2 protein-coding genes are annotated in these 2444 nt (G+C 72.8%); both read left to right on the top strand.

The window, feature by feature from the left end; translation table 11 throughout:
* Nucleotides 1–1122, top strand: a 1122-nt coding sequence (locus ACE3UN_RS18870) for an acyl-CoA dehydrogenase family protein (protein ID WP_374676540.1), incomplete at its 5' end; no start/stop codon positions are given.
* A 39-nt stretch (nucleotides 1123–1161) separates the two neighbouring features.
* Nucleotides 1162–2444: DHA2 family efflux MFS transporter permease subunit (locus ACE3UN_RS18865; RefSeq protein ID WP_374676539.1), on the top strand; the 1283-nt coding region annotated here is incomplete at its 3' end.

Below are 2444 nucleotides of genomic sequence, written 5' to 3'. Positions count from 1 at the left end.
CTGCTGGCCGACACCGCCAGCGAGTTCCTGGCCGCCCGGAGCCCGGTCAGCGCCCAGCGCCGGCTGCGCGACGAAGGCAGCGCCGAGGGTTTCGACCCGGCCCTGTGGCAGGAGATGGTGAACCTCGGCTGGAGCGCGATCCCCTTCCCCGAAGCCCTCGGCGGCCTCGATTTCGGCTGCAAGGGCCTGGGGGCCGTGTTCGAGCAGATCGGCAGCAAGCTCGGCGCCGCGCCGCTCCTGTCCAGCATCGTGCTGGGCGGTTCGGTGCTGGAGCTGGCCGGCTCCGCTGCGCAGCAGTCCGAATGGCTGCCGGCCCTGATCGCCGGCGAGAAGCGCATCGCCCTGGCGCTGGATGAGCAGCCCCGCCACGACCCGGCCGGCACCGCCCTGGCCGCCCGTCGCGAGGGCGAGGGCTGGGTGCTCACGGGCGACAAGGTCTTCGTGGTCGACGGCCTCGGCGCCGACGCCTTCGTGGTGGTGGCCCGCACGGCCGGCACGCCCGGCGACACGGCCGGGCTTAGCCTGTTCCTGGTGCCCGCGGCCACGGCCGGCGTGCAGCTGTCGCCGGTGAAGCTGGTGGATTCCCGCAACCACGCCCGGCTGCGCCTCGCCGGGGTGCAGCTGCCGGCGTCCGCGCTGGTGGGTGGCGAAGGCGAGGCCTGGGCGGCCCTGGATGCCGCCCTCGACCGCGGCCGCGTGTGCCTGGCCGCCGAGCTGCTGGGCGCCGCCCAGACGCTCTTCGACACCACGGTCGACTACCTCAAGACGCGGGTGCAGTTCGACGTGCCGATCGGCTCCTTCCAGGCCCTGCAGCACCGCGCCGCGTGGTGCTTCACCCACCTGCAACTGGCGCGCAGCACCGTGATGGCCGGCCTCGCCGCCCTCGACGACCGCTCGCTCGACGCCGCCGGCCGCGCCCGCCTGGCCAGCCTGGCCAAGTGGAAGGCCGGCGAGGCGGCCCACCTGGTCAGCCGCGAGGCGGTGCAGATGCACGGCGGCATGGGCGTCACCGACGAGCTCGACGTGGGGCTCTTCCTCAAGCGCATCCGGGTGGCCCAGGCCTGCCTCGGCGACGGCGATTTCCATTGCCAGCGTTACGCCGACGCCGGCGCGGGGCGCTGACGTGAGCCGCGGCGTCGGCCCGCGGTGCCGGGCGCCCCGATGCTGAGCCTGCTCCTCCCCGCCGCCCCCAGCCGGGACGAGCTGTTCGCCCGCCACGGCGAGCGCTACCGCTGGCTGGCGCTGTTCACGGTGGCGATCGGCGTGATCGCCGCGGTGCTCGCCACCACCAGCTTCAGCGTGGCGGTGCCGGCGATGGGGGCTTACTGGGGCATGGGGCAGGACCGGGTGCAGTGGGTCATCACCGGCTACATGGCGGCGATGACCCTCGCCATGCTGCCGACGCCGTGGCTGCTGGAGCGCTTCGGCTTCCGGCGGGTTTTTTTGGGCACGGTGTTCTTCCTCGGCCTCACCAGCCTGGCCGGCGCGCTGGTCAGCGACTTTGCGTTCACCGTGGCGATCCGCCTGCTGCAGGGGGCCGCCGCCGGCGTCCAGCAACCCCTGTCGATGGTGGTGGTGATGCGCCTCTTCCCGCCCAGCCGGCAGGGGCGGGCGACCGGCCTGCTGAGCTTCGGCATCGTGCTGGCCCCGGCCGTGGCGCCGACGCTGGCGGGCATGCTGCTGGAGCACTTCGGCTGGCAGTCGATCTTCCTGCTCAGCGTGCCGTTCTGCGTGCTCGCCGGCGTGCTGGCTGCGCACCTCCTGCCCCGGGAGGAGAGCGCCCCGCGGCGCCCCTTCGACTGGTATGGCGTGGCATTGCTGAGTGCCATGACCCTGGCCCTGATCGAGTGGGTGTCTAGCCTGCGGGAAGCCGGCTTGCTGGCCGCCTGGAGCGTGGCCCAGGCCGCCATCGCGCTGCTGTCGGCGGGGCTGTTCGTGCGCCACGCGAGGCGCGCGGCGGTGCCTATATTTTCGCTGGAGCTGTTCGCCGAGCGTTCGTTTGCGATGGGCATCGTGGTGTCCTTCGCCTACGGCGTCGGGGTGTATGCCTCGAGCTACCTGATCCCGGTCTTCCTGCAGAACGCCCTCGGCTTTGGCGCCACCCCCGCCGGGCTGGCGCTGATGCCCTCCGGCTTCGTGCTGGCGGTGGCGATCCCGCTGGCCGGCATGCTGGCCGACCGCCACTCGCCGCGCTGGATCACGGTGGCCGGCCTGCTGGTCTTCGGCCTGTCCTTCTTGTATTTCGGCTGGCGCGGCAGCGCCGTGAGCTACGCCGAGATCCTGTGGGACACCGTGATCGGCCGCATCGGGCTGGGCCTGATCATCCCGGCCCTCACCGTCGCCACCCTGCGCCACCTCCAGCCCCGCCTGATGGGCGAGGCCTCGATGGTGAACAACTACGTCCGCCAGCTCGGCGGCGTGCTGGGCATCGCCATCGTCGCGGT

Origin of the sequence: Ideonella sp., assembly GCF_041918995.1 — a bacterium.
Taxonomy (GTDB): Bacteria; Pseudomonadota; Gammaproteobacteria; order Burkholderiales; family Burkholderiaceae_C; genus Ideonella.
Note: the sequence above shows the minus strand (reverse complement) of the source record. Positions and strands in the feature narration are given on the sequence as shown.